Below are 21,473 nucleotides of genomic sequence, written 5' to 3'. Positions count from 1 at the left end.
GAGAGGGAAAGGCGGCGCTTCAGCGCTTGAAGCGGCCCTCGCTGATGATCGAGAGGTCGGCGAAATCGATGCCGCTGTGGTCCTGCGGCGTGTAGCTGATCTCGAGGCCGCCGAGGTCGTAGTCGCGCAGGCCGTCGAGCGCGGCCACCACGCGGGCGCGCGTGGGCTTGGGGCCGGCGCGGCGCAGCGCCTCCACCAGCACCTTGGCCGAGGCGAAGCCCTCGAGCGCCGCGGGCGAGAGTTCGTTCTGCCCCTTGGCCTTCGCGAGCGCCATCGCCTCCTTCACCATCGGATAGCTGATCGAGCGCTCGCTCGGGAACACCTGCGTGACCACCACGCCGCGGCTGGCGTCGCCGAGCTGCTTGATGAAGCCCGAGGAGGCGTTGTTCGACAGCGTGACCACCTGCGCCGCCGAGCCGGCCGCGCGCAGCGCCTTGATGCCATCGACCACCGCGCTGCCCGAGCCGATCCACAGCACCGCCTGCGCATTGGCCTGGACGATGGCGGGCACGATGGCCGCGTAGTCGGGCTTGTCGCGGTCGGCCGGCACGGTGGCCGCGGGCTGGGCCTTGGCCTTGCCGAAGCCGGTCATCGCGCCCTCGAGCGCATCGGCGCCGAAGGAGTCGGTCACGTGCACGACCGCGATGCGCACCATGCCGATGGTCAACAGGTGCTGCACCGCCTTCTCGGCCTCGCGCTGGTAGGTGGCGCGCACGTTGAACACGTTCCGCTGCACGGGCTTGTGCAGCACCATTGCGCCGGTGGAGGGCCCGATCAGCGCCACGCCGTGCTTGTCGAGCCAGGGGATGATGGCTTGCGAATGCGGCGTGCCGCGGCTCATGAAGAGCGCGAGCACCTTCTTGTCCTCGATCAGGGCGCGGCCGTTCTCGCCCGCGCGCTTGACGTCGAAGCCGTCGTCGAGCCGGACCACCTCGATCTTCTCGCCATGCACGCCGCCCTGCGCATTGGCGGCATCGATCACGAGCTGCGCGCCGCCGATGGTCTCGTTGACGCTGGCGGCCACCGGGCCCGTCATGCCGGCGGTCTGGCCGATCAGGATCTGCGCCTGCGCGGGCAGCAGAACCAGCGCGCCGAGCGCGATCAGTGCCGCGCGCAGGCGGCCGTGCTTCTTCGTCATGTGTGTTCGTCCCTTCGTTGCGATGGCGTCGCCATCGTTGCAAACCAACGCCTTATTTGTTTCTAAAAGTATTAAATCCACCATTCGGACAAACCCCTGCGCGGCCACCGTCCTTACAGCGGGGTGCACCGGCGCGTCATGGACCACTCCCTAGAATGTTTGCCCCACCCCCAAGGCACTCATGACACAGGGCTCCATCCGCATCCGTGGCGCACGCCAGCACAACCTCCAGAATCTCGACCTCGACATCCGCACCGGCGAGATGACCGTGGTCACCGGGCCCAGCGGCTCGGGCAAGTCGAGCCTCGTGTTCGACACCCTGTACGCCGAGGGCCAGCGGCGCTACGTCGAAACCTTCTCCGCCTACGCCCGCCAGTTCCTCGACCGCATGGACAAGCCGGCGGTCGACAAGGTCGAGGGCGTGCCGCCCGCGATCGCCATCGACCAGACCAATCCGGTGCGCTCCTCGCGCTCCACGGTCGGCACGATGACCGAGCTCAACGACCACCTGAAGCTGCTCTATGCGCGCGCGGCCGACCTGTTCGACCGCGAGACCGCGCTGCCGGTGCGCCACGACTCGCCCGACAGCATCTATGCGCAGATCGTCGAGCGCGCCGCGGCCGCGGGCGATCCGCGGCTGGTCGTGACCTTCCCGGTCGAGCTGCCCGCGAGCACCACGGCCGACGAGGTCACGCAGTGGCTGTCGGCCAGCGGCTTCACGCGCGTGCAGGCCGAGCGCGAGGTGGCCACGCCCACCGGTCCGCGCAAGGTGCTCGACGTGGTGGCCGACCGCTTCCGCGTCTCGAGCGCCGAGCGTTCGCGCGTGGTGGAGGCGATCGAGGTCGCGCTCAAGCGCGGCAGCGGGCGCGTGACGGTGCATGCGACCGGCGCCGAGGAGAACGCGCCGACGGACGTGTGGAAGTTCTCCACCGGCCTGCACTGCCCCGAGAGCGACATCCGCTACGGCGACCCGATTCCCTCGATGTTCTCGTTCAACTCGGCCGTCGGCGCCTGCGACAGCTGCCGCGGCTTCGGCCGCGTGATCGGCGTCGACCTCGGCCTCGTGATCCCGAACGACAAGCTCACCCTGCGCGCGGGCGCGGTCAAGACCATCCAGACCCCGGCCTGGAAGGAGGCGCAGGACGACCTCATGCGCCATGCCGAGGCCGCCGGCATCCCGCGCGACACGCCGTGGAACAAGCTCACCGCCGAGCAGAAGCACTGGGTGATCGAGGGCACGCCCAACTACAAGGAGGGCAACTGGAACAAGCAGTGGTACGGCATCCGCCGCTTCTTCGGCTACCTCGAGAGCAAGGCCTACAAGATGCACATCCGCGTGCTCTTGTCGAAGTACCGCAGCTACACGCCGTGCCCCACCTGCGCGGGCGCGCGGCTCAAGCTCGAAAGCCTCTTGTGGCGCATCGGCAGCAAGGAAGACGCCGACGCGGTGCTGCCGCCCGAGAAGCGCTTCATGCCCATCGGCGTGAAGTGGACGCGCGCGCAGCTCGAGGCACTGCCGGGCCTGTGCCTGCATGACCTGATGCTGCTGCCGATCGAGCGGCTGCGCCAGCTGTTCGACCGCATGACGGCCGGCGGCACCGCCACGGCCGGCGAGACGCAGCGTTCGAGCGCTGCCGGCGAGGCCCAGGCGCTCAAGCTGCTGTTCGAGGAGATCACGACCCGGCTGCGCTACCTGCACGACGTCGGCATCGGCTACCTCACGCTCGACCGCCAGAGCCGCACGCTCAGCGGCGGCGAGGTGCAGCGCATCAACCTCACGACCGCCCTCGGCACCTCGCTGGTCAACACGCTGTTCGTGCTCGACGAGCCCAGCATCGGGCTGCATCCGCGCGACATGAACCGCATCACCGAGGCCATGCTGCGGCTGCGCGACGCGGGCAACACCCTGGTGGTCGTCGAGCACGATCCCGCCGTGATGCTCGCGGCCGACCGCGTGATCGACATGGGCCCGGGCCCCGGCGCGCGCGGCGGCCAGATCGTGTTCGACGGCAGCACCGACGCGCTGCGCGACGCCGACACGCTGACCGGCCAGTACCTGGGCGGGCGCAAGAAGATCGGCATGGGCTTCAAGCGGCTGGTCAGCGAGAACACGCACCGGCTCATCCTCGAGGGCGTGCGCGAGCACAACCTCAAGGACATCAGCGTCGAGTTCCCGCTCGCGCGCCTGGTCTGCGTGACCGGTGTCAGCGGCTCGGGCAAGTCGACGCTGGTGCAGGACGTGCTCGCGCCCGCGCTGATGCGCCACTTCGGCAAGGCCACCGAGGCGCCCGGCGCGCACGACCGCCTGCTCGGCGCCGACCACCTCGGCGACGTGGTGTTCGTCGACCAGTCGCCGATCGGCAAGACCGCGCGCTCCAATCCCGCGAGCTACGTCGGCGCCTGGGACGCGATCCGCGAGATCTTCGCCACCGCGCCGATCTCGCGCCAGCGCGGCTACACCGCGAGCAAGTTCAGCTTCAACTCGGGCGACGGCCGCTGCCCCACCTGCGGCGGCTCGGGCTTCGAGCACGTCGAGATGCAGTTCCTCTCCGACGTCTACCTGCGCTGCCCCGACTGCGACGGCAAGCGCTACCGGCCCGAGATCCTCGAGGTGCGCATCGAGCGCCACGGCAAGAGCTACAACGTGGCCGATATTCTCGAACTCACGGTGGCCGAGGCGGCCGCATTGTTCGACGCCGACCGCGACGTGCTGCGCGTCCTGCAGCCGATCTCCGACGTGGGCCTCGACTACGTGAAGCTGGGCCAGCCCGTGCCCACGCTGTCGGGCGGCGAGGCGCAGCGCCTCAAGCTCGCGGGCTTCCTGGCCGAGGCCGCCAAGGGCGCGACCTCGAGCAAGCAGGCGGTGGCGCGCAAGGGCACGCTGTTCCTGTTCGACGAGCCCACCACCGGCCTGCACTTCGACGACATCGCGCGCCTCATGCGCGCGCTGCGCAAGCTGCTCGACGCCGGCCATTCGCTGATCGTGATCGAGCACAACCTCGACGTGATCCGCGCCAGCGACTGGTGCATCGACCTCGGCCCCGAAGGCGGCGAAGGCGGCGGCCAGGTGGTGGCCGAGGGCACGCCCGAGCAACTGCGCGAGAACCGCGCCTCGCTCACGGGCGCCGCGCTGGCCGACTACGAGCTCGCGATCGGCCCGGGCGCCTACAAGGTGGCCGAGCGCGCGGCGCGCCGCTACATCGCGCAGGCCAAGAAGGCGCCGGGCGCCGACGCGGTCGAGATCGTGAACGCGCGCGAGCACAACCTCAAGAACCTCAGCGTCAACATCCCGCGCGGCAAGTTCAGCGTGGTCACGGGCGTGAGCGGGTCAGGCAAGTCCACGCTGGCCTTCGACATCCTGTTCAACGAGGGCCAGCGCCGCTACCTCGAATCGCTCAACGCCTATGCGCGCAGCATCGTGCAGCCCGCGGGCCGGCCCGAGGTCGATGCCGTCTACGGCATTCCGCCGACGGTGGCGATCGAGCAGCGCCTGTCGCGCGGCGGCCGCAAGAGCACGGTGGGCACCACCACCGAGGTCTGGCATTTCCTGCGCCTCTTGTTCGTGAAGCTCGGCGTGCAGCACTGCGTGAAGGACGGCGCGGCCGTGCAGCCGCAGACGCCCGACAGCATCGCGGCGCAGCTGATGCGCAACTTCAAGGGGCAGCACATCGGCCTGCTCGCGCCTCTGGTGAGCAACCGCAAGGGCGTCTACACCGAGCTGGCCGACTGGGCGCGGCCGCGCGGCTTCACGCACCTGCGCGTCGACGGCGACTTCCTGCCGACCGCCGGTTTCCCGCGCATCGACCGCTTCAAGGAACACAGCATCGAGCTGCCCGTGGCCAGCCTCGACGTGCTGCCCACGAACGAGAACCAGCTGCGCGAGGCGCTCACGAAGGCGCTCGAGCACGGCAAGGGCGTGGTGCACGTGCTCAGCGAGATGGACGGGCTGCGCGCCGCGATGATGGCCGGCGTGACGGCCGCGGGCATCGGCCGCGTCAGCGTGTTCTCGACCCTGCGCGCCTGCCCGGTCTGCAGCACCAGCTATGCCGAGCTCGACCCGCGCCTGTTCAGCTACAACAGCAAGCACGGCTGGTGCCCCGACTGCGTGGGCACCGGCGTCAAGCTCAGCAAGGAACAGCGCAAGATCTTCGACGACTCGGTGATGGCCGACGACCAGAAGGGACGCGAGCAGACCTTCGCCGAGCCCGACGCCGAGGACGTGGGCGACGTGGCCTGCCCGACCTGCAAGGGCACGCGGCTCAATCCGACCGCGCGCGCGGTGCTGTTCGGTGGCGGCGCGGTCCATGCGCATGCCGGCACGCCGGGCTGGGGCGAGGGCGGCATCGGCATCACCGAGCTCGCGCGCATGAGCGTGACCGACATCCGCACCTGGTTCGAGAACCTCTCGCTCTCGGGCCGCGAGGCCGAGATCGCGCGCGACCTGGTGCCCGAGATCAAGAGCCGCCTCGAATTCCTCGAGGAGGTGGGCCTGGGCTATCTCACGCTCGACCGCGGCGCGCCCACGCTCAGCGGCGGCGAGGCGCAGCGCATCCGGCTCGCGGCGCAGCTCGGCAGCAACCTGCAGGGCGTGTGCTACGTGCTCGACGAGCCGACCATCGGCCTGCATGCGCGCGACAACCGCATCCTGCTCGACGCGCTGCACAAGCTCGGCGACAAGGGCAACACGCTGGTGGTGGTGGAGCACGACGAGGACACGATCCGCCGCGCCGACCACATCATCGACATCGGCCCGAGCGCCGGCAAGCGCGGCGGTCGCCTGGTGGCGCAGGGCGCGGTGGCCGACATCGAGCAGGCGGCCGAGTCGCAGACCGGCCGCTACCTGCGCGACGCCATCAAGCATCCGCTGCAGGCGCGCCGGCTCATTCCCTCGCCCGACCCGAAGGCGCCCGACAACGGCCAGTGGCTCACGGTGCGCGGCGCCGACATGCACAACCTGCAGGACGTGACGGTCACCGTGCCGCTGCAGCGGCTGGTGGTGGTCACGGGCGTGAGCGGCTCGGGCAAGTCCACGCTCGCGCGCGACGTGCTGCTGGCCAACGTGCAGGCGGTGGTGCAGCAGCGCAGCACCAAGGCCGGCCGCGACGCCGATGCCGCGGGCAAGCGCCCGGCCTGGGCCGGCTGCAAGGGCGTCGAGGGCTACCAGAGCGTGGACCGCGTGCTCGAGGTCGATCAGACCCCGATCGGCAAGACCCCGCGCAGCTGCCCCGCGACCTACATCGGTTTCTGGGACACCATCCGCAAGCTGTTCGCCGACACCCTCGAGGCCAAGGCGCGCGGCTACGGCCCGGCGCGCTTCAGCTTCAACACCGGCGAGGGCCGCTGCCCGGCCTGCGACGGCGCGGGCGTGCGCACCATCGAGATGAGCTTCCTGCCCGACGTGAAGGTGCCCTGCGAGGTCTGCCACGGCGCGCGCTTCAACCCCGAGACGCTGGCCGTGAGCTGGCGCGGCAAGAGCATCGGCGACGTGCTGCAGATGGAGGTGGACGAGGCGGTCGAGTTCTTCGCGAGCATGCCGAACATCAGCCATCCGCTGCAGCTGCTCAAGGACGTGGGACTCGGCTACCTGACCCTGGGCCAGCCCTCGCCCACGCTGTCGGGCGGCGAGGCGCAGCGGATCAAGCTGGTGACCGAGCTCAGCAAGGTGCGCGACGACATCACGCGCCGCGGCCAGAAGGCGCCGCACACGCTCTACGTGCTCGACGAGCCGACCGTGGGCCTGCACATGGCCGACGTCGAGAAGCTGATCCACGTGCTGCACCGGCTGGTGAACGGCGGCCACAGCGTGGTGGTGATCGAGCACGACCTCGACCTGATCGCCGAGGCCGACTGGATCGTCGACCTCGGGCCCGAGGGCGGCAACGGCGGCGGCCGCGTGGTGGCGGCGGCGGCGCCCGAGGAAGTGGTGCGGCTGGGCACGCACACGGGCGTGGCGCTGGCGCCGGTGCTGGCGCGCTGAAATCCCGAACCGGTCGGGCTGAGCTTGTCGAAGCCTCGCGCGGCGCTTCGACAGGCTCAGCGTGAACGGGTGGAAGGTGTTTCGCGCTTGCTGTCGCCCAACGCCGGACGGTAGCCCCGAACCGTCGGGCGCGGGGGCTTGCCCCTGCGCTCGACGCGGTCGGGGCCTCGGGCCTCGCCGCGGCCGCGCGCGCGGCGCAGAATGGCTTCGAACCCTTGGCGCAGGCGCACATCCTGGACCCGCCATGGTGGAACGGATCGGGTGCGGCGCCGGCCGGGGCTCGCAAGGAGTCCTGCCATGACCCGCTTCATCGATGTCCACAGCCTGGTCCGCCTGGTCGATGAGACCGGCGTGCCGCAGTTCCTCACGGCCCTGGCCGACGCGCTGCGCGACGACTTCCTGCGCTGGCGCGAGTTCGACAAGAAGGCCCGCGTGGCCAGCCATTCGCACCTCGGCGTGATCGAGCTGATGCCGGTGGCCGACGACGGCGCCTATGCCTTCAAGTACGTCAACGGCCATCCGCACAACACCGCGGTCGGGCTGCCCACCGTCATGGCCTTCGGCGTGCTCGCCGAGGTCGACACCGGCTACCCGGTGCTGCTGTCCGAGCTCACCCTCACCACCGCATTGCGCACGGCAGCCACCTCCGCCATGGCCGCGCGCGCGCTCGCGCGGCCCGGTTCGCGCAGCCTCGCGCTGATCGGCAACGGCTCGCAGAGCGAGTTCCAGGCGCTGGCCTTCCATGCGCTGCTGGGCATCGAGGAGGTGCGCGTGTTCGACATCGACCCGCATGCCACCGACAAGCTGGTGCGCCATCTCTCGGCCTGCTCGCCGATGGAGATCGTGCGCGCGCATTCGGTGGCCGAGGCGGTGCGCGGCGCCGACATCGTGACCACCGTCACCGCCCACCAGGGCCATGCGACGGTGCTCGAGCCCGGAATGATCGAACCGGGCATGCACATCAACGCCGTCGGCGGCGATTCGCCCGGCAAGACCGAGCTCGACCCCGGCGTGCTGCGCGGCGCACGCGTGTTCGTGGAGTACGAGCCGCAGACCCGCGTCGAGGGCGAGATCCAGCAGATGGCGGCCGACTTCCCCGTGCACGAGCTCTGGAAGGTGCTGCTCGGCGAGGTGCCGGGCCGCGAGCGGCCGGACCAGGTCACGGTGTTCGATTCGGTCGGCTTCGCGCTCGAGGACTACACCGCGCTGCGCTACATCCACCAGCTCGCCATCGAGCGCGGCGTGGGCCGGCAGATCGCGCTGGTGCCCGAGCTCGACGATCCCAAGGACCTGTTCGGGCTCACGGCCGCGGGCCGGCGCCGGGCCGTGCTGCGGCGTGCGGCATGATGGGCGGCTGTCCAGCCACGGCGCCCGCCGCCGACCCCGTTCCATGCTCACCATCTACAACGACCGGCACGCACTGCACCAGGGCAAAGTCGAGATGTTCCGCGGCGAGCTCGTGCCGTGCTTCGAGGTGCCGGCGCGCGCCGACCACGTCAAGGCCGAGATCGAGCGCCGCGCGCTCGGCCCGCTGCTCGCGCCCGATGCGCTGCCCGACGCACTGCTCGCCAAGGTGCATGCGCCGCGCTACCTCGACTTCATCGCCGGTGCCTGGGACGAATGGGTGGCGCTCGATCCCGCCAATGCCGAACGCGACGCGCTGCCCTCGTACTGGCCCACGCGCGGCATGCGCACCGACGTGCTGCCCGCGAGCTTTCCCGCGCGCCTGGGACTGTTCGGCTTCGATGCCGGCACGCCGCTGACGGCCGGCAGCTGGGTCGCCGCGCGCCACGGCGCGGCCAGCGCCTTCACCGCCGCGCAGCGCGTCGTCGGCGGCGAGCGCGCCGCCTTCGCGCTTACTCGGCCGCCGGGCCACCATGCGGGCGCCGATTTCTTCGGCGGCTACTGCTTCCTCAACAACGCCGCCGTGGCCGCGCAGGCGTTGCGCGACGCGGGCATCGAGCGCGTCGCCGTGCTCGACGTCGACTACCACCACGGCAACGGCACCCAGGCCATCTTCTATGCGCGCGACGACGTGCATTTCGCGAGCCTGCATGCCGATCCGGTCTCCGACTATCCCTACTACCTCGGCCATGCCGACGAGCGCGGCGCCGGCGCGGGGCTGGGCTTCAACCACAACCTGCCGCTGCCGCGCGGCACCGACTTCGCGGGCTGGCGCGCGGCGCTGACGAGCGCGCTCGCGCGCATCGCCGAGGTGAAGGCCGGCGCGCTCGTGGTCTCGCTCGGCGTCGACACCTTCGAGGGCGATCCGATCTCGGGCTTCAGGCTGCGCAGCGACGACTACCTGCGCATGGGCGAGGACCTCGCGCGCGCGGGCCTGCCGACGGTGTTCGTGTTCGAGGGCGGCTATGCGGTGGCCGAGGTGGGCGTCAACGCGGTGAACGTGCTCGAGGGCTTCGAGCAGGCCTGAATGTCCTTGCGGCCTTGAGGAAATCAGGGCTGCCCCGGTTGTCGTGGCCGGATCGGCGGGGCCCAATCGCGCTCTTTCAAATCCAGCCGGGACCCCAGCCGCCATGCTCCGCCGCCACACCTTCCTTCGCGCCGCCGCGCTCGCCGCCTGCGGTTTCGCCGCGCCTCTCGCGGCCTTCGCGCAGCAGGCCTTTCCCGCCAAGCCGGTCAAGCTGGTGATCGCCTTCCCCGCGGGCGGCCCCACCGACATCACCATGCGCCAGCTCGCCGACAACGCGAGCCGCATCCTCGGCCAGCCTGTGATCGTCGACAACAAGCCCGGCGCCGGCGGCACGCTGCCCGCGCAGGCGCTGCAGACCTCGCAGGCCGACGGCTACACCATCGCCCAGATTCCGCTCGGCGTGTTCCGCCTCGGCTACACCACCAAGATCAACTGGGATCCGCTCAAGGACATCAACTACGTCATCAACGTGACCGGCTATGCCTTCGGCATCGTCGTGCCCGCGAACAGCCCGTTCAAGACCTGGGCCGACTTCGTCGCCTATGCCAAGGCCAATCCCGGCAAGCTGACCTACGGCTCCACCGGCACCCTGACCAGCCCGCACCTGACCACCGAGCTGGTCGCGCAGAAGGCCGGCATCGAGCTGCAGCACGTGCCCTACAAGGGCAGCGCCGACCTGATGCTCGCCGTGGTCAGCGGCCAGCTCATGGCGGCCGCCGACAGCACCGGCTTCGCGCCGCAGGTCGAGGCCGGCAAGCTGCGCGTGCTCAACACCTGGGGCGAGAAGCGCCTGGCCAAGTTCCCCGACGCGCCCACGCTCAAGGAGCTGGGCTACGACATCGTGCAGAACTCGCCCTTCGGCATCGGCGCCCCCAAGGGCACGCCGCCCGAGGTGGTGAAGAAGCTGCACGACGCCTTCAAGCAGGCGATGGAGGAGCCGAGCTACGTCGCCGCGCTCGGGCGCTACGACATGCTGCCCGACTACATGAGCTCGGCGCAGTACACGAAGTTTGCGCAGGACACGGTGGCGCGGGAGAAGGTGCTGATCGAGAAGCTGGGGTTGGCGAAGGAGAAGTGAGGCGGGCTCCCTGCTTCTTTGTCAAACATGTTTAAAAGTTGAAGCTTTTTAAACATGACAAGGCGGACATGCATAAGAATCGGCGGTTTCCTATACACGTCCGGCCTTCCGAATGGCATTCGATCGCCTGCAACCCTTCAATGCGCTGCCTTTGCTGCCGCCCGCGATCGAGCTCGAAAGCAAGGCGGTGCTCAAGCAGGCGATCTCCGCCAACCGGGTCCTGGCCAACCTTCGAGGGCTCGCCGCGCAGATTCCGAACCAGGACGTGCTGATCAGCAGCATCGTTCTGCAGGAGGCCCGGCTTTCGTCCGAGATCGAGAACATCGTCACCACCAACGATGAGCTGTATCGCGCGGACGCCGATGCCGATGGCAAGGCCGATGCGCACACCAAGGAAGTCCTGCGCTATCGCGAGGCGCTGTACCTCGGGCTCGAGGCCCTGAAGACGCGCCCGCTGGCCACCAACCTCTTCATCGAGATCGCGCAGCGGATCAAGCAGATCGAGTTCGGCGTGCGCGCCATTCCCGGCACCGCATTGAAGAACAACGTGGGCGAGGTGATCTACACGCCGCCGGTCGGCGAAGCCGTGATCCGGGAAAAGCTCGCGAACCTGGAGGGCTTCATCCACGGCGACGACGATCTCGACCCCTTGCTGAAGATGGCAGTGATGCACTACCAGTTCGAGGCCATTCATCCCTTTGCGGACGGCAACGGCCGAACGGGGCGCATCCTGAACCTGCTGTTTTTGGTCGACAAGGGATTGCTGGACAGCCCGGTGCTCTTCCTGTCGCGCTACTTCATCGCGAACCGGGCCGGCTACTACGATGGCCTGCGCCGGGTGACCGAATCGCGGGACTGGGAGAACTGGCTGCTCTTCATGCTGCGGGCGGTGGAGAGCACGGCCCAGCAGACCTTCGATCAGGTGATGCGCATCCGAGCGCTGATGGAGAGGGTCCGGGAGCGGGTGCAGCGGGAGGCGCCGAACGTCTACAGCAAGGACCTGATCGAGGTGATCTTCCGTCACCCTTACACCAAGATCCAGTTCGTGGTCGACGCCGGCATCGCCAAGCGGCAGACGGCATCGGGCTATCTTCAGGTGCTGGCCAGGCTGGGCGTGCTGCGCGAAAGCCGCCACGGCCGCGAAAAGTACTATGTCAACGACGCGCTTTTCGACGAACTCGTGGCGTGAGACATGTCGATGTGATCGACATATCGCGAAAACGTGTCGATTTTTGATGGTTTTTTAAACATGGCCGGCATGGGTATGGCGCTCACTGGCTGATCGCGAACAACTCCCCCACCAGCCGCTCCCCCAGCTCCCCGCGCACCGGCTCCCCCCCGAACACCAGCCGGAACACGATCGGCGCGATCAGGTGATCGATCACCTGTTCGGCCGTCGGCGTGGCCTCGCCGCGCGCGCGGGCCTGTTCCACCAGGGCCAGCGCCTCGCGGCGGCGGCTGCGCAGGCAGTCGGTGTCCTCGTCGCCGTTGGCCAGCGCGGCCGCGGCTTTCAGCAGCGAGGTGTTGCACGGCTTGGCCAGGTGCTCGATGAGTTCGCGCGCCCAGGCCTCGAGGTCGGCGCGCAGCGTGCCGGTGTCCGGCAGCGGGCGGTCTGGATCGAGGCGGTGGGTGGCGGTCTCGGCGAGCAGGCCTGAAAGATCGCCCCAGCGGCGGTAGATGCTGGAGGCGCTGACGCCCGCGCGCTCGGCCACGGCCGGCACGGTGACGCGCTCTCGGCCCTGTTCGGCGACCAGTTCCTCGAGCGCGGCGCGCACCTGCGCCTGCACCTGCGCACTGCGCCCGCCGGGGCGCTTGGCTGAAGACGAAGGAACGGCGGACGGGACGGCGGTGTTCATGGTGAATCGACTTTAACGCAAAGATATTTGCTTTAACAGCGGGAGAGGCCTAGAATCGCAAACGCAAAGATTTGTGCGTTAAGAGTCGTTCCGCGCCAAGGAGTTCACCGTGTCCCAATGCCCCGACCTCGCAAGCCGCCCCGGCACCGCCGCCGCCCCTGTCCGCGCGGCGCCCATTGCCGCGGCGCCCCGGCGCATGCCGGCGGCCCTGGCCTTCCCGCTGCTGGCGGCGGTGCTGTTCGCCTTCTTCTTCGCGGCGGCCGCGCCGTCGCCGCTGTTCGTGGTGTTCCAGCACGCCTGGGGCTTCTCGTCCTCGATGCTGACGGTGGCGTTCGCGATCTACGCCATCGCGCTGCTGATCTCGCTGCTGGTCGCCGGCTCGCTGTCCGACCACATCGGCCGCCGCCCGGTGGTGCTCGCGGCGCTGGTGCTGCAGGCGGTGGCGATGGGGCTGTTCCTGCTGGCGGGCGACATCGGCGGGCTGATCCTCGCGCGCGTGGTGCAGGGCGTGGCGACCGGCATCGCGAGCGGCGCGCTGAGCGCGGCCGTGGTGGAGGCGGCGCCGGCCGCGAAGAAGCGGCTGGGCGCGCTGATCACCAGCGTGTCGCCGCTCGCGGGCCTGGCGCTGGGCGCGCTGCTCACGGGCATGGCGGTGCGCTGGACCGGGCAGCCGGTGACGTGGGTGTTCGGCGTGCTGGCGCTGGTGTTCGCGCTCGGCGCGGCGCTGGTGCTGTGGATGCCCGAGACGGTGACGCCGCGCGCCGGTGCGCTGGCCTCGTTGGTGCCGCGGGTGTCGATCCCCGCGCGGGCGCGCGCCGAGTTCGCGCGCGGGCTGCCGGTGTTCATCGCGGTGTGGGCGCTGGGCGGGCTGTTCCTGTCGCTCGCGCCTTCGCTGATGCACCACGTGTTCGGCATCGACAGCGGCGTGGTCAACGGCCTCACGATCGCGGTGCTGTCGGGCGTGGGTGCCGCGGCGCCCACGCTGCTGGGCCGCCTCGCGGCGCCGCGCCCGGCGATCCTCGGCATGGCCAGCCTGGCGCTCGGGCTGGTGCTGCTGCTGGCGGCGCTCGCCACGCGTTCGCTGGCGCTGTTCTTCGTCGGCACGGCGGTGGCCGGCATCGGCTTCGGCGGCGCCTTCTCGGCGCTGGTGCAGACGCTCGCGCCGCTGGCCCAGTCGCACGAACGCGGCGAGCTGTTCGCGGCGATCTTCGTGGTGAGCTACCTGGCCTTCAGCCTGCCGGCGATGCTCGCGGGCTTCCTGGTCGCGCCGCTGGGGCTGCTCGCGACGGTCGAGGGCTACGCGGGCGTGCTGCTGCTGGTGGCGGCCGTGGGCACCTGGAACCAATGGGCGCCGCTGCGCCGGCGTGCCGCGCCTTAGTTCGGTCGCGCCGCGAGGATCGCGGCCACCGCTTCGCCGAAGCCCGCGCCGCGCTCGCCGCGCGTCACGTAGTGCGGCAGGAACTCCAGCTGCGGCACGAAGCGCGCGACGTTCGCCACGCCGATGCTGTGCGCGAAGCTGCGGAACATCAGCTGGTCGTTGGTCGAGTCGCCCACGTAGGCCCAGCGCGCGATCTCGTCGTCGAGCCGGCGGCCCCAGAGCTCGCGCACGATCCAGCGCGCGCCCTCGAGCTTGTCGTTGCCGCCGTACCAGCCGTTGATGTGGATGCTGCTCACGGTGGCATGCATGCCCTCGCCGCGCATCAGCGCCACCACGCGCGCGATGGTGGCGTCGTCGAGCCGTACGAACTCGCTGTGGTCGATCGCGATGTCGGTCTCGCGGCCCGGCGAGTCGGTGGCGCGGCCGGCGCCCGGAATTTCCGCCTCGATGCGCGCGAGCACCGCCTGCATGCGCCGGTAGTTGGCGGCACGCGTGGGCGCGTCCTGCTGGTAGCGCTTGGCGATGCCGCCGCCGGGCAGCGGCAGCAGCGCCACCGCGCCGTTCTCGGCCACGATCGCATCGACCGGCCAGGCGTTGACGAAGGGCTCGCTCCAGCCCACGGGCCGGCCGGTGATCGCCACCACCTGCAGCCCGGCCGCGCGCAGCGCGCCGAGCGCGGCCAGTGCATCGGCGGTGATCGCGCCCTCGGTGGTCAGCGTGTCGTCGATGTCGGTGAACACGCCCGCGAGCGTGGCGCGCGCGGCGGCGGGCCACTGCCCGAGCGGCAGCAGGCGGTCGGGCGAGGCGGGGAGGGAGGAAGACGCGGTGGAGGAGGACATGGCGGACGAGGCACGGCAGGAGCGCGGATCGTACCGGTGGCCGCGCGCGCCGCGCTTTCGTGTAGCATCCCGCCCCCGCCGGCCGGTCGCGCAGACCGCCCCGGCGCGGCCCGCCCATGTCCCAGATCGTCGTCGACCGCCTCCTCAAGACCTACCGCATCGCCGAACGCGACCCCGGCGTGCTCGGTGCCGTGCGCGGCCTGCTGCATCGCCGCCATCGCACGGTCGAGGCGCTCGCGGGCGTGTCCTTCGCGCTCGAGCGCGGCGAGCTGCTGGGCTTCATCGGTCCCAACGGCGCGGGCAAGTCCACCACCATCAAGATCCTCTCGGGCATCCTGCGGCCAGACGGCGGCAGCGTGCGCATCGACGGGCGCGATCCCTTCGCCGACCGCGAGCGCCACGTGGGCCGCATCGGCGTGGTGTTCGGTCAGCGCACCCAGCTGTGGTGGGACCTGCCGGTGGGCGAGGGCTTCGACCTGCTGCGCGACATCTACCGCGTCGACCGCGAACGCTACCGCCGCACGCGCGACGAGCTGGTCGCGCTGCTGAGCCTCGAGCGCGTGCTCGACCAGCCGGTGCGCCAGCTCTCGCTGGGCCAGCGCATGCGCGCCGAGATCGCGGCCGCGCTGCTGCACGAGCCCGAGATCCTGTTCCTCGACGAGCCCACCATCGGCCTCGACGCGCCCTCGAAGCTCGCGGTGCGCGACTTCGTGCGCCGCGCCAACCGCGAGCGCGGCACCACGGTGCTCTTGACCACGCACGACATGCACGACATCGAGGCGCTCGCGCGGCGCGTGATCGTGATCGGCCATGGCCGCGTGCTGGCCGACAGCCCGGTCGAGGCGCTGCGCGCGCAGGTGCTGGCCGAGCGCCGGCTGGTGGTCGACTTCGCGCAGGAGGCGCAACTGCCCGACGACCTCGGCACCCACTGGCCCGGCGTGCGCGTGAACGCGCGCGACGGCCGCACGCTGGTGCTCGACTTCGATCCCGCGGCCGTCTCCGCGCCGGCCTTGATCGCGCGCATCGCGGCCGCGCATGCGGTGGAGGACATCCGGCTCGAGGGGCTGGCGATCGAGGCCGTGATCGCGCGCTTCTATGCGATGCATGGAGCGGCCGACGCATGAAGGAAGGATGGCGCGAGATCGCGCGCCCCTACACCGCGGCCTTCGCCTCGCGTTTCCTGCAGATGCTGCAGTACCGCACCGCCGCGCTCGCGGGCTTCGGCACGCAGTGCTGGTGGGGCGGCATCAAGGTGATGGTGTTCGCGGCCTTCTACGGCGGCGCCTCGGCGGCCGCGCAGGCGCCGATGTCGCTCGAGCACGCCATCACCTACACCTGGCTCGCGCAGGGCCTGCTGGTGCTGATGCCCTGGCTGGTCGATCCCGAGGTGGCGCAGTCGGTGCGCACCGGCTCGGTGGCCTACGACCGGCTGCGCCCGGTCGATGCCTATGCGCTCTGGTATGCGCGCAGTGCGGGCTGGATCGCCGCGCGCCTGCTGCCGCGCGCGGCGCTGATGCTGGGCTTCGCCGCCGTCGCGCTGCCGCTGCTGGGGCTCGGTGCCTGGGCCTGGCAGCCGCCGGTGGGCGTGGCGGCCGCGCTGGCCTTCGCGCTGTCGATGGGGCTGGGCCTGGCGCTGTCGACCGCGATGGTGATGCTGCTCAACGTCGCGACGCTGTCGGCGCTCAACGAGCGCGGCATCAACGCGCTGTCGGCGCCGCTGGTGATCGTGCTGTCGGGCAACCTGCTGCCGCTCGCGCTGCTGCCCGATGCCTGGCAGACGGCGCTGCTGGTGCAGCCGCTGGCCGGGCTGATGGACATTCCCGCGCGGCTCTACTTCGGCCAGCTGCGCGGCGCCGACGCGCTGCTCGGGCTGGCACTGCAATGCTTCTGGATCGCGCTGCTGGTGGCCACCGGCCGCTGGCTGCTGGTGCGCACCATGCGCCGGCTGCAGGTGCAGGGCGGGTGAGCGCGACATGAGCAGGTCCCCGGGATCGATCGCGCTGTTCCTGCGGCTGGTGAAGGCCTCGGTCGGCGCGCAGGCGCGCTACCCGGCCTCGGCGCTGATGCTCACGGTGGGCCAGTTCCTCGTCACCGGCATCGAGGTGGTCGCGGTCTGGGCGATGTTCCACCGCTTCGGCGAGGTGCGCGGCTGGACGCTCGGCGAGGTCGCGCTGTTCTACGGACTGGTCAACTGCATGTTCGCGCTGGCCGACGCCCTGGGCCGCGGCTTCGACGTGCTGGGCACCGAGTTCCTGCGCAGCGGCGCCTTCGATCGCCTGCTGCTGCGCCCGCGTCCGCTCGCGCTGCAGCTCATGGGCCACGACTTCCGCATCAGCCGCATGGGCCGGCTGCTGCAGGGGCTGGCGGTGATCGGCTTCGCGACCGCGCAGGCCGGCATCGCCTGGACGCCCGAGGCGGTGGCCGTCGCGCTGTTCGCACTGGCCGGCGGCGTGGCGCTGTTCCTCGGCATCCTGGTGCTGCAGGGCACGCTGGCCTTCTGGACCGTCGAGAGCCTGGAGATCGCCAACGTGCTGACCTATGGCGGCGTGCAGGCGGCGCAGTACCCGCTGGCGCTGTACGCGCGCTGGTTCCGGCGCCTGCTCACCTTCGCGGTGCCGCTGGCCTGCGTGGCCTACTACCCCGCGCTGCTGATCCTCGGGCGGCCCGATCCGCTCGGCGCGCCGCACTGGGTGGGCTGGGTGTCGCCGCTGGCGGGCTTCGTCTTCCTCGCGCTGGCGTTCCGCGTCTGGGGGCTGGGCCTGAGGCACTACGCCTCGACGGGCAGTTGAATTCGGACTTCCGGACGCGAAGAACGCGAAGGTTTCGCGAAGGGCGCGAAGAAAACCTTTTTGTTTCTCTTTGGCGTCCTTCGCGAAACCTTCGCGTCCTCTGCGTCCGGCTGCCCGCTTCCGCGTTATCCCGCGCTCTGCAGCGCCAGCCCCGCGTGTTCGCGCAGCGGGTGGAAATGGATCTTCGGGAAGCGCTCCTGCGCCAGCCGCACGTCGTACGGCGAGGTGCACAGGAAGGCCAGCGTGTCGGCCGCGTCCTTGGCCATGCGCTGCGGATAGGCGTTGACGAACTCGCGCAGCTCGGCCGGCGTGTCGGCCGTGATCCAGCGCGCGCCGGTGTACTGGCAGCCCTCGAGCCGCACGTCGGCGTCGTACTCGGCCTTCAGCCGGTGCTGCACCACTTCGAACTGCAGCTGGCCGACCGCGCCCAGCAGCATCGGGCCGCCGATCTCGGGGCGGAACACCTGGATCGCGCCTTCCTCGCCGAGCTGGGCCAGGCCCTGCTGCAACTGCTTGGTGCGCAGCGGGTTCTTGAGGATCACGGTCATGAACAGCTCGGGCGCGAAGAAGGGCAGGCCGGTGAACTGCAGGCTCGCGCCGTCGGTGATGGTGTCGCCGAGCTGCACGCCGCCGTGGGTGGTGAAGCCCACGATGTCGCCCGCATAGGCCTCCTCGACCGCCTCGCGGCGCTGGCTCATGAAGGTCACGACGCTGGTGGGACGCAGTTCCTTGGCGGTGCGCTGCACCTTGAGCTTCATGCCCGGCGTGTACTTGCCCGAGGCCATGCGCACGAAGGCGATGCGGTCGCGGTGGTTGGCGTCCATGTTGGCCTGCACCTTGAAGACCACGCCCGCGAAGTCCTTGTCCTCGGGCTGGATCTCCTTCACCACCGGCTGGCGGTTGACCAGCGTGGTGCTGGTGCGCGACTGCGGCGAGGGCGCGAGGTCGACCAGCGCGTCGAGCACTTCCATCACGCCGAAGTTGTTCACGCCCGAGCCGAAGAACACCGGCGTCTGCTTGCCCGCGAGGAAGGCCTCGCGGTCCCAGGTTGGCGAGGCGCCGGTGGCGAGCTCCATGCTCTCCATCGCGGTCTCGAAGTCGGCGCCGAAGCGCTTGGCAAGGGTGTCGCGTTCGCTCAGGGGAATGGTCTCGAAGTCCTGCGGCAGGCGCTCGCTGCCCGACTCGAACACCGTCATGGCCTGCGTGCGCAGGTTCATGATCCCGCGGAAGCTCTTGCCCTGGCCCACGGGCCAGGTCATCGGCACGCAGGGCATGCCGAGCTCGCGCTCCACCTCGTCGAGGATGTCGAGCGGCTCGCGCACTTCCCGGTCCATCTTGTTGACGAAGGTGATGATCGGCGTGTCGCGCTGGCGGCAGACCTCGATCAGGCGCCGCGTCTGCGCTTCCACGCCGTTGGCCGCGTCGATCACCATCAGCGCCGAGTCGACCGCCGTGAGCACGCGGTAGGTGTCTTCCGAGAAGTCCTTGTGGCCGGGCGTGTCGAGCAGGTTGATCACGTGGTCGCGATACAGCATCTGCATCACCGACGAAGCCACCGAGATGCCGCGCTGCTTCTCGATCTCCATCCAGTCGGAGGTCGCGTGGCGCGAGGCCTTGCGCGCCTTCACCGAGCCGGCGATCTGGATCGCGCCGGAGAACAGCAGCAGCTTCTCGGTCAGCGTGGTCTTGCCGGCGTCGGGGTGGGAAATGATCGCGAAGGTGCGGCGGCGGCGGGTTTCGGAGGCGAAAGACACGGTAGGGCCAGGTAGAAGGGGTCGGTCGGGCGAACCGGCGATTGTCGCAGGCGCGGCGCCTGGCGCGCACGCTCGATGCCTTCGCCGCGCAGGGGCGCTCCGGTTCGCCGGCTCAGAACGCCTCGGTCACGCCATAGGCCCGCATCTGCGCCTCGACCTGCGCGACGTCCTGGCACAGCACCACGAGGTCGTGCGCGCGGCCCTCGCGGTCCTTCACGTGCTTGCTCAACAGCGCCTCGGGCCGGAAGCTCAGCGCCTGGAACACCGCGATCGCGCCGCGCTGGTCCACGGTCATCTGCGCCACCACCTTCTCGTGGCCCTGTTCCATCGCGAGCGCGCAGCCTTCCTGCGCGAGCTGCTGGCCCAGGCCGCTGCCGCGCAGGGCTGGATCGACCAGCACGCGCAGCTCGGCCACGTGGCGCGACCACGAATGCGGATCGCGGATCACGGCCGCGCAGCCCAGCACCTGGCCGCCGCGCACGGCGAGCACGCTGTCGATGTCGCCGCGCGCGATGGCGCGCACCCAGGCGTCCATCACCTTGGGCTGCGTGATGTCGCGCGGCAGGAACAGCAGGTCGTGCGCGGGCAGTGCCTGCGCGAAGGCCAGCACCGCCGGCGCGTCGGCGGCGTCCATGCGGCGCAGCGCGATCTCGCCGTCGGCATGCGGCAGCGTGCGCGGATAGAGCCGGGTCGAACCCGGGTTCGTCGAGGTGTCTGCGGCATTCGTCATGTGGATCGCACTCCCAGCCATTCGTCGAGCTTCGGCCACAGCCGGCGCACCGCGTTCGGTCCCGCGGCCAGGCTCACATGGCCGCCCTTGAGCACCACTTCCTCCTTGTCCGCCGATCCGATGCCCGCGATCAGCGGCGCGCCCGCCTCATAGGGAACGATGTGGTCGTGCTGCGCGAGCGCATGCAGCACCGGCACCTCGATGTCGGCGAGGCGCACCGGCCGCCCGCCGATCGAGAGCTCGCCCTTGAGCAGCTTGTTGCCCCACATCAGTTCTTTCACGGTCTGGCGGAAGTACTCGCCCGCCAGCGGCAGCATCTCGGCGCCCCAGCGGTCGAACATGCGGTAGGACTTGACGAACTCGTCGTTGGCCATGTTGTCCCACAGCTGCACCAGTCCCGCGCCGCGGCCCGCGGGGCGCAGCATGTCGAAGGAGGCGAACAGCATCTCGGGCGGCACGTTGCCCACGCTGTCCACGAGCCGGTCGACGTCGAAATAGCGCTTGTCGGACCAGGCATGGAACATGGTCATGCGGCTGAAATCGATCGGCGTGGTGAACAGCGCGAGGTTCTTCAGGGGCCCGCCCGGATGCAGCGCCGCATAGAGCGTGGAGAGCACGCCGCCCATGCAGTAGCCGACGATGCTCACGTCCTCCTCGCCCGAGCGCTGCTGCACGCGGCGGATCGAGTCGGGGATGAAGTCGAGCACGTAGTCCTCGATGCGCAGCCGCTTCTCCTGCGGCCGCGGCGCGTTCCAGTCCATCATGTAGACGTCGTAGCCCTGCCGCAGCAGGTGCTCGACCATGCTCTGGCCCGGCGCGAGATCGAGGATGTAGCCCTTGTTGGTGGTGGCCATCACGATCAGCACCGGCACGCGGTAGATCTCGTCGACCATCGGCCGGTAGTGGTAGAGGCTCAGCGTGCCGCGGCGATGGATCTCGTCCTTGGGCGTGAGCCCGACCGCGGGCGTGGCGCTGGTCAGGAACTCCAGGCCCTTGATGTTGCGCTGGATGGTGCGCTCGATCTCGGCGCGCAGGTCGGGCAGCACCGGCAGCTCGGCGGCGGGCGTGCTCATGGGCGCGGGCGGCGGGTGCGGGCCGGGGCCTTCTTCGCGGGTGCGCTCGGCGCGGCGGCGGCCGAGGGCGGCTGCTTCGTGCGCTTGGGTGCCGCCGATGACCGCGGCGCCGGCGCTGGCGCGGCACCGCCCTCCTCGAGCTGCCGCGAGATCCGCGCCAGGTGGTCGTCGATGTGCTGCAGCTGCTCGGACAGCGCCTGCAGGTCGGCGCGCGTGGGCAGGTTGAGCATCGTGAGCAGCCGCGCCATCAGGTCGCCGAGCGCCTTCTGCGCGCCCAGCGAGGCGTTCATGCCGCCATGCATGCCCTGTCGAAACGGATCGGAGGCCATGGCCTCGTTGGCGAACGCGTTGGTGCTCTTTTCCCATTGCGCGCTGAGTTCGCGCCAGATCGCCATGGGGTCGAGGGGAGAGGAGGACTGGGTCATGGCCG

Annotated in this window: 16 protein-coding genes; 9 read left to right on the top strand and 7 right to left on the bottom strand. The window is 70.3% G+C overall.

Annotation, left to right across the window (positions count from 1 at the left end; genetic code table 11):
- Positions 1-19 precede the first annotated feature (19 nt).
- The gene (locus tag INQ48_28090; GenBank protein ID QRF57123.1) at positions 20-1,138 is read right to left on the bottom strand and encodes an ABC transporter substrate-binding protein; all 1,119 of its coding nucleotides are present in this window, start codon (positions 1,136-1,138) and stop codon (positions 20-22) included.
- Between the two features lie 181 nt (positions 1,139-1,319).
- On the opposite strand from INQ48_28090, the gene uvrA reads away from it, so the two are divergent.
- From uvrA to INQ48_28065, 5 genes are all read left to right on the top strand, one after another.
- Entirely contained in the window at positions 1,320-7,115 is a 5,796-nt protein-coding gene (gene uvrA / locus INQ48_28085; protein ID QRF57122.1) for an excinuclease ABC subunit UvrA, read from the top strand.
- Positions 7,116-7,412: 297 nt separating this feature from the next.
- Positions 7,413-8,462, top strand: a complete 1,050-nt coding sequence (locus tag INQ48_28080; protein QRF57121.1) for an ornithine cyclodeaminase — start codon at positions 7,413-7,415, stop codon at positions 8,460-8,462.
- Between the two features lie 43 nt (positions 8,463-8,505).
- Positions 8,506-9,546, top strand: coding sequence for a histone deacetylase family protein (locus INQ48_28075; GenBank protein ID QRF57120.1), 1,041 nt, complete (start codon positions 8,506-8,508; stop codon positions 9,544-9,546).
- A gap of 103 nt (positions 9,547-9,649) precedes the next feature.
- Positions 9,650-10,624 carry a tripartite tricarboxylate transporter substrate binding protein gene (locus INQ48_28070; protein ID QRF57119.1) on the top strand — a complete coding sequence of 325 codons (975 nt, stop codon included), beginning with the start codon at positions 9,650-9,652 and terminating at the stop codon, positions 10,622-10,624.
- A gap of 112 nt (positions 10,625-10,736) precedes the next feature.
- Positions 10,737-11,813 carry a Fic family protein gene (locus tag INQ48_28065; GenBank protein QRF57118.1) on the top strand — a complete coding sequence of 359 codons (1,077 nt, stop codon included), beginning with the start codon at positions 10,737-10,739 and terminating at the stop codon, positions 11,811-11,813.
- A gap of 82 nt (positions 11,814-11,895) precedes the next feature.
- Here the strand turns inward: INQ48_28065 and INQ48_28060 are convergent, their stop codons facing one another.
- The gene (locus tag INQ48_28060) at positions 11,896-12,480 is read right to left on the bottom strand and encodes a TetR/AcrR family transcriptional regulator (GenBank protein QRF57117.1); all 585 of its coding nucleotides are present in this window, start codon (positions 12,478-12,480) and stop codon (positions 11,896-11,898) included.
- Positions 12,481-12,676: 196 nt separating this feature from the next.
- Between INQ48_28060 and INQ48_28055 the strand changes: the two genes are divergently transcribed.
- Entirely contained in the window at positions 12,677-13,858 is a 1,182-nt protein-coding gene (locus tag INQ48_28055; GenBank protein QRF60933.1) for an MFS transporter, read from the top strand.
- Here INQ48_28055 and INQ48_28050 read toward each other — a convergent pair.
- Positions 13,855-14,697, bottom strand: a complete 843-nt coding sequence (locus tag INQ48_28050) for an HAD-IIB family hydrolase (GenBank protein ID QRF57116.1) — start codon at positions 14,695-14,697, stop codon at positions 13,855-13,857. The genes INQ48_28055 and INQ48_28050 overlap by 4 nt on opposite strands.
- 116 nt (positions 14,698-14,813) lie before the next feature.
- Between INQ48_28050 and INQ48_28045 the strand changes: the two genes are divergently transcribed.
- The 3 genes from INQ48_28045 to INQ48_28035 are packed head-to-tail and all read left to right on the top strand — an operon-like array spanning position 14,814 to position 17,486.
- Positions 14,814-15,821, top strand: a complete 1,008-nt coding sequence (locus INQ48_28045; GenBank protein QRF57115.1) for an ABC transporter ATP-binding protein — start codon at positions 14,814-14,816, stop codon at positions 15,819-15,821.
- Positions 15,818-16,663 (top strand): ABC-2 family transporter protein, encoded by an 846-nt coding sequence (locus INQ48_28040; protein QRF57114.1) that lies wholly within the window; start codon positions 15,818-15,820, stop codon positions 16,661-16,663. Before INQ48_28045 ends, INQ48_28040 begins: the two co-directional genes overlap by 4 nt.
- A 7-nt stretch (positions 16,664-16,670) precedes the next feature.
- Positions 16,671-17,486 (top strand): ABC-2 family transporter protein, encoded by an 816-nt coding sequence (locus tag INQ48_28035; GenBank protein QRF57113.1) that lies wholly within the window; start codon positions 16,671-16,673, stop codon positions 17,484-17,486.
- 125 nt (positions 17,487-17,611) lie between these two features.
- Here the strand turns inward: INQ48_28035 and INQ48_28030 are convergent, their stop codons facing one another.
- The 4 genes from INQ48_28030 to INQ48_28015 form a co-directional block, all read right to left on the bottom strand.
- Positions 17,612-19,240, bottom strand: a complete 1,629-nt coding sequence (locus INQ48_28030) for a peptide chain release factor 3 (GenBank protein ID QRF57112.1) — start codon at positions 19,238-19,240, stop codon at positions 17,612-17,614.
- Between the two features lie 112 nt (positions 19,241-19,352).
- Complete coding sequence (locus INQ48_28025; protein ID QRF57111.1) at positions 19,353-19,970, bottom strand: GNAT family N-acetyltransferase; 618 nt, start codon at positions 19,968-19,970, stop codon at positions 19,353-19,355.
- The gene (locus INQ48_28020) at positions 19,967-21,043 is read right to left on the bottom strand and encodes an alpha/beta fold hydrolase (GenBank protein ID QRF57110.1); all 1,077 of its coding nucleotides are present in this window, start codon (positions 21,041-21,043) and stop codon (positions 19,967-19,969) included. Before INQ48_28020 ends, INQ48_28025 begins: the two co-directional genes overlap by 4 nt.
- Positions 21,040-21,468: a hypothetical protein gene (locus tag INQ48_28015; protein ID QRF57109.1), complete on the bottom strand. Its 429-nt coding sequence runs from the start codon at positions 21,466-21,468 to the stop codon at positions 21,040-21,042. Before INQ48_28015 ends, INQ48_28020 begins: the two co-directional genes overlap by 4 nt.
- Positions 21,469-21,473 lie beyond the last annotated feature (5 nt).

It is taken from the genome of Variovorax paradoxus (assembly GCA_016806145.1).
Classification (GTDB): domain Bacteria; phylum Pseudomonadota; class Gammaproteobacteria; order Burkholderiales; family Burkholderiaceae_C; genus Variovorax.
The sequence above is the reverse complement of the archived record's forward strand: the minus strand, read 5'-3'. Positions and strand labels throughout refer to the sequence as shown.